This is a genomic window from Sphingomonas sp. (assembly GCF_051962185.1).
Lineage (GTDB): Bacteria > Pseudomonadota > Alphaproteobacteria > Sphingomonadales > Sphingomonadaceae > Sphingomonas.
The window spans coordinates 1-5990 of the sequence record NZ_JBQCCN010000201.1; the positions used below are offsets into that span (position 1 = coordinate 1).

The following is a 5990-nucleotide window of genomic DNA, read 5'->3' on the forward strand; positions in this document are numbered from 1 at the left end:
TAGGCGCTGCCGCCGCGCAGCACGCCGCCGCGGATGCGGTCGTCATGATATTCGTCGGTCCATTGCCAGACGTTGCCGACCAGGTCCTCGACCCCGAACGGGCTCGCGCCCGCCGGATGCGCATCGACATCGGCCGGCGCCGGCATGACGCGGTCGAGCGACGGCGCCGGTACCGCCGCCTCGTCCCAGTCGTTGCCCCAGGGATAGAGCCGGGCGTCGGTCCCCTGGGCGGCATATTGCCATTCCCATTCGCGCGGCAGGCGCTTGCCCGCCCAGGCGGCATACGCCCGCGCATCCTCGAGCGAGACCCAGGTGACCGGCTTGTTCTCCCAGCCGGCGGGCGGCGCGCCGTCCTGCCAATGGTTGAGGAAGTTGCGGGTGTCGGCGGGGGCATAGCCGCTGGTGTCGAGGAACGTCTTGAACTGCTTGTTGGTCACCGGGAAGCGGTCGATCCAGAACGCGTCGATCGCCATCCGGCGGCGATGGTGGCGACGCGGGCTGTCCTCCCACGGATATTGCACGTCGACGCCCTCGGCGGCGTAGCCCTCGATCTCGATTCCGTGCACCGCGAAGTCGAAATCGCCGGCGGGGATCTCCACCATGTCGTCGGGCGCATTGGCGTAACGCGCGGTCGGCGCGATCGGCACCAGTTGTTGCTTGGCCGAGGCCCAGCCCGCCGACAGCGACGCGAGCGGCGTCGCGGCGCGCGCGCGCATCTCTGCGAGAAAGGCGTCGAGCCCGTCGACCGCCTGCTCCTCGCCGATCGCCAGGATCGCGCCGAAACCGCGCCCGGCGATGTCGAGCGCCAGGACCGCGCGGTTGCCGTCGATCCGCGGGTCGAGCGCGACGCCGTTCCAGACGTCGAGATAACGGGTACCAGCCTTATGCGGCACCGCGAGCTGCTCGCCGCCGACCGCGTATTCGCTGCGGTTGATCAGCGTCCACAAGGTCCGGCCTTCGCCCGGGAAGCGGCTGGCGAAGATTCCCGCCTGGAGCGTCCGCTCATACGGCCGCCAGTCGCGACTGACGATCAGCGGCGCGAAGAAGCGCTGCACCATCGCCACCCGACGCAAGGTCTCGGCATCGCGCGGCGTGAATTGATTGACGAAGCCGAACACATTCTCCCACGCGACATAGCCGACGCCGTTGAAGAAGGCGTGCTGCAGGTCGTTGGTCCGCGCCCGGCTCCAGCGATTCTCGATGTTGATGATGTGGCGGGGTTCGAGCCATTTGAGCTTGAGCACCGTCGGAATGCTCTCGTCGGGAACGCGCTTGGTCCAGCTCTGCAGGTTCCAGCCGAGGATATGATCGCCCGCCTGCGACGTCGTCTCGGGTTGCAGCACGACCGCGCCGCCCGCCGCCTCGCACGCTTTGTGAAAGGCGAGCGGCACGCCGCTATAGGTGTCGCCGTTGATGCCGTCGGCGCCGGTCGCGGCGACGATCGCCGCCATCCGCTCCCAATCGGGCGCCTCGCCCGGTCTGGTGCCATTGTCCCACGGCATGGTCGGCAGGAACACCTTGACCCCGCGCGCATGGAAATCGGCGACCGCCTGTTTCAGCCCTTCGGTCCCGCCGGGCAGCGCCTCGACCAGGTCGAACTGGCTGCGGTCGTCGACCCCGATATTGGGATAGATGTACCAGATGAGCACGCTGTCGACCGTCCCGAGGCGCGCCTCGAGATCGTCGAGATAGCGGTCGACCGTGTAGCGGCCGGTGTCGGAATCGTAGAAATAGCGGTCCTCGACCATCAGCAGGGTGTGGACGAAATTCGCCTGCGACCATTGCAGTTCTGGCCGGCGATAGAGATCGTCGTCGAAGCCGATCCGGATCAGATGTTCGCGCCGCCATTCGATCAGCCCCTGGACCCATTCGTCGGCGGCGCCGTCGGCGTCGATCGTCCAGCGGCCCATTTCCTGAAAGGGCCAGCCCGGCACCTTGCCCGGCGTCGGCAGATAGGGGCCAGTGAGCGCGTGCGAGAATTTGACGTCGCTGGTGGTTCGGATCGGGTTGGTCATCGGTCTTTCTTCAGCTCGCGGCGGGGCCGAGGCCACAATAAGCCGCGAGATCGTCACGGTCATGCTGGCGCGCCGTGGCGATGAACGCATCGACGTCGGCCCGCGGCGGGATACTCGATTGCGCGCCGGGGCGCGTGGTGACGAGCGCGGCCGCCGCCGCGGCGCGGACCAGCGCTTCGGCCAAGGCTAAACCGTCGGCGAAGCCTGCCGCCAGGACGCCGCAAAAGGTATCCCCGGCGGCGGTGGTATCGACCGGCATGACGACGAAGGCGGGCTGGAGTATATAGTCCTCGCCCACCCGCGCGCAGGCGCCCCGCCCGCCGAGCGTCACCACGGTCGTCGCGACGCCGGTCCGCGCGAGCCGATCGGCGATCGATCCTTCCGCGCCGACCAGCACCGCGAGTTCGTCCTCGTTCACCACCAGCACGTCCACCGCCGCGAGCAACGTCTTGGACAGAGCGCGTGCCGGTGCCGCGTTGAGCATCACCTTCACCCCGCGATCGCGCGCGACACCGGCGAAGGCGGAGACGGTGTCGAGCGGTGTCTCGAGCTGCATCACCAGCCACGCAATGCCGCCAAGGTCGTTCAGGTCGCCGGGGCCGAGATCGGCGTTGGCGCCGGGCGAGACGGTGATCGCATTTTCCGCCGTATCGGAGACGGTGATCAGCGCCGCGCCGGTCGAGCGCGGGGAGCGGCGGATGTCGAGCTCGACCCCCGCGTCCGTCAGCGAGTCCGCGACCATCCGCGCCATGTCGTCGTCGCCGAGCGCCACCAGCATGCGCGTGGGGGCGCCGCCGGCGCGGGCGGCGGCCACCGCCTGGTTGGCGCCCTTACCGCCCGGGAAGATAGCGAGGTCGCCGCCGAGTACCGTCTCGCCGGCCGCGGGGATGCGGCCGGCTCGAACGACGAAATCGGCATTGGCGGAGCCGGCGATCAGGACGGACGGGTTGGATCGATCGCCCACGGCGCCCTCGACTTAGAAGTCGCGGTGGAACGTCAGAGACATCGTCCGCCCACGGCCCGCGAAATAGTTCTGGTAGATATCGATCTGCGACGAGCTGAGGAAGTAGAACCGGTTGAACAAATTCTCCACGCCCAGCGAGAAGGTGCCGACATCGCCCGCCTTGACGTTCGCCGTCAGGTCGAAAAGCGTGTAGCCCTTGGTATATTCGTTGATCGCCGGAAGACGGCGGCTGAAATAGCTGGTCGAACCCAGCGACAGCGATGCCGTCGGAACGATCTGCCACGTCGCCGTCGCGGTGAGCTTGTCCGGCGCGATGTTGAGCACGCCGAGCGGCGTTTCGACCGGGCTGGACACCCCATTGGCCGCCGAGGTCTTGCCGATGACGTGGCTGTAGACGACGTTGAGGCGCAGGTCGTTGGTCGGACGCAATTCGCCGTTGACGTCGAAGCCGAAGATATGGATCGGCCGGCGATTGAGGATGTAATCCTTGGTCACCGGATCGACCGCATAGGTCGAGCCGTCGGCCGATTTCGACTGATAATAGGAAATGCCGAAATTGCCGACCCGGCCGCGCCAGTTGAAACCGACTTCCTTGTTCTTGAACACCACCGCCTGGAGGCCGATGATCGAGTTGACGCTGTTCCCGGGCGTACTGACGTTGCGCAGCGGAATGCCGACGTTCGGCAGCGAGAAACCCTCGCTATAGGTGGCGAAGGCCGAGAATCCCGAGCCCAGGCGGCCGATGATGCCGGCGTTGAACAGGTCGCTGTTATATTTGAGCGTGCCGCCCTTCACGAAGACGCTCTTGCGATAATAGGTCGTCGTATAATCGGCGATCTTCACGCGACCGTCCTCGTGGCGCCATCCGCCGCTCAGCGTGACCGGACCGATATCGTAGCTCAACTGGGCATAGGGTTCGATACCCGTGTAGTTCATCGGCGGCACCCACACGCGGTTGGTAACGGCGAGGTACTGCTGCGTCTGGTCATGGACGAGGTCGATGCCGAAGCGCAGTTCGAAACCCTTCGTCAAGAAGTCCTTATAGGTATCCGACGTGCGCAGGCCGTATTTCTTCGAGAGGATTTCCGACTGGTCGAAGATCACGCCGGTCGAGATGCGCGGATCCTGTTTGTCGACGCCATTGTCGCCGGGAAAACGCATTTCCTGCTTGGCGTAATAGCCCGTCAGCACCACGCTGCCGCCGAGCAAATCGGTATTGGTATAGTTCAGCGCATATTGCTGAAAGCGGTTGAAATCGGGCTTGAACAGCAATTGGCCGGTGACCGGATCGGTCGGCGGCCCGGGCTCGGCGGTATCGGGAATGCCCGTGGTCTGGTCGGTGCCGAGCGGGGGACGGACGCCGGCGACATAATGATAATTGCCGTTTGCCTTGAGATAGAAGAAGCTCGCCTCCGCCTCGATGCGCTGCGAGCCGTTGTCGCCGAAATCGTGGCCGATTTTCAGGAACGCGTCATATTGCTTCGAATCCGCCAGCGAGCTCGACGCGCTGAGGCCGATGCGTCGACCGTTGGCGTCGTAGGTGATGCCGCGCGACAGGAAGGAACCGGCGGCGAAGATGTCGATGCCGTCGGACTTGTGCGCGATCGTCGCGCCGATCTTCCATTGCGAGCTGTCATCGCGGAATTGCGTGCCGAAGCGGGCTGTGACGCCGAAATGCGTGCCGGGCTCGGTCGCGCGCTTCGAAATGTAGTTGATGATGCCGCCGGCCGCGCCGACGCCCTCGGCCGCAGAGGCGCCGCCGATCACCTCGATGCGCTCGATCGTCGCCATGTCGGTGAAGGTTGCGTTGCGGCTGCCGTCGCGCAACGGAGTCGATTGCGGGATGCCGTCGAAGAGATAGAGCGCCGTGCGACCGCGAAAGGTCTCGCCCAGCGTATTCATCGTCTGGTTCGATTCCGAATAGCCCGGCACCGTGCGCGCCAGGACCGCCGTCGCGTCCTCGGTGATGGCGAGCGAGCGCCGCACCTCTGCCGGGGTGATGACCGTCACCGCGCCGGCGATCTTGTCGACCGACTTGGGGGAACGACTGCCGGTGACGATGATTTCGCCGCGGCTCTCGGCGTCATCCTGACGATCGGCGGCATTGCTCTGGCCGCCATCGGCCGTCGCCATACCCGCTGCCTGCGGCGCGGCGGGATCGGAGCCGCTCGTCTGGGCAAAAGCCGGCAGGGCGACGCTCGACAATAAGGCGGCGGCGAGCGTCAGGCGCGTGTGATAGATCATGGAAAACCTCCCCAACGTATTTTTGCCGCAGGGTAGAGCGGCGCAGGGGGACGCAAAAGCGGCAGCTTCTGCGTTCACACATCACATTTTGTGTGGTTCGGCGATCGTCCTTTCGCTTCGCTTCGAAACGGCGAGACAGCAGTTTTTCTGTGCTGTGAACGCAGCATTCATGCGCTTTTCCCGCGCTACACGTCGCTCGGCCGCGATCCAACGATTCCACGAAGTCGCGGCAGGGAGAGGCTTTTCGAATGCGCAGCAAGTTGTTCGTGCCCTGCTCGCGCCCCGACTTCTTCGCGAAGGCGCTGGCCGGCGAGGCCGACGCTTTGTCGTTCGACCTGGAGGATGCCGTCCCTGTCGGCGAAAAGGTCGCGGCGCGCATGCGGTTGGTCGAGTGGCTGCGGTCGGACGCTGCCATGGCGTCGCCGAAGACGCTGATCGTGCGGGTCAATGCGCCCGCTACGCCATTCTTCGCCGACGATCTCGCCGCGCTGGCGGGCCTGCGCGTCGATCTGGTCAACCTGCCCAAGGCGGAATCCGCCGACGCCGTCCGTGCCGCCGCCGTGCGGCTGGAGGCGATCGGCATCGCCGCCGGTCTTCTGGTCAATATAGAGAGCGCGTCCGGTATGGCGCGCGCCGCGACGATCGCGCGTGCGCACCCGCGAGTGAGCGGACTGCAAGTCGGCCTCAACGACCTGTTCGCGGGGCGCGGCGCCGCGCGCCGCGACGCCCGGCACGGCCAGGCCGCGCGGTGGGGGGGCCGGCGGGCG

General features: G+C 66.3%; 4 protein-coding genes. 1 reads left to right on the plus strand and 3 read right to left on the minus strand.

Annotated elements, in window-relative coordinates; all coding sequences use genetic code 11:
• The 3 genes from ACTHJR_RS12830 to ACTHJR_RS12840 all read right to left on the minus strand — a co-directional run.
• A partial coding sequence (locus tag ACTHJR_RS12830; protein WP_440523623.1) for an SUMF1/EgtB/PvdO family nonheme iron enzyme occupies positions 1-2015 on the minus strand: 2015 nt, incomplete at its 3' end.
• A gap of 10 nt (positions 2016-2025) precedes the next feature.
• Positions 2026-2979: a ribokinase gene (locus ACTHJR_RS12835; RefSeq protein ID WP_440523624.1), complete on the minus strand. Its 954-nt coding sequence runs from the start codon at positions 2977-2979 to the stop codon at positions 2026-2028.
• A 12-nt stretch (positions 2980-2991) separates the two neighbouring features.
• Positions 2992-5223, minus strand: coding sequence for a TonB-dependent receptor (locus ACTHJR_RS12840; protein ID WP_440523625.1), 2232 nt, complete (start codon positions 5221-5223; stop codon positions 2992-2994).
• 248 nt (positions 5224-5471) lie between these two features.
• Between ACTHJR_RS12840 and ACTHJR_RS12845 the strand changes: the two genes are divergently transcribed.
• Positions 5472-5990 (plus strand): HpcH/HpaI aldolase/citrate lyase family protein (locus ACTHJR_RS12845; protein WP_440523626.1); only part of this gene is annotated, 519 nt, incomplete at its 3' end.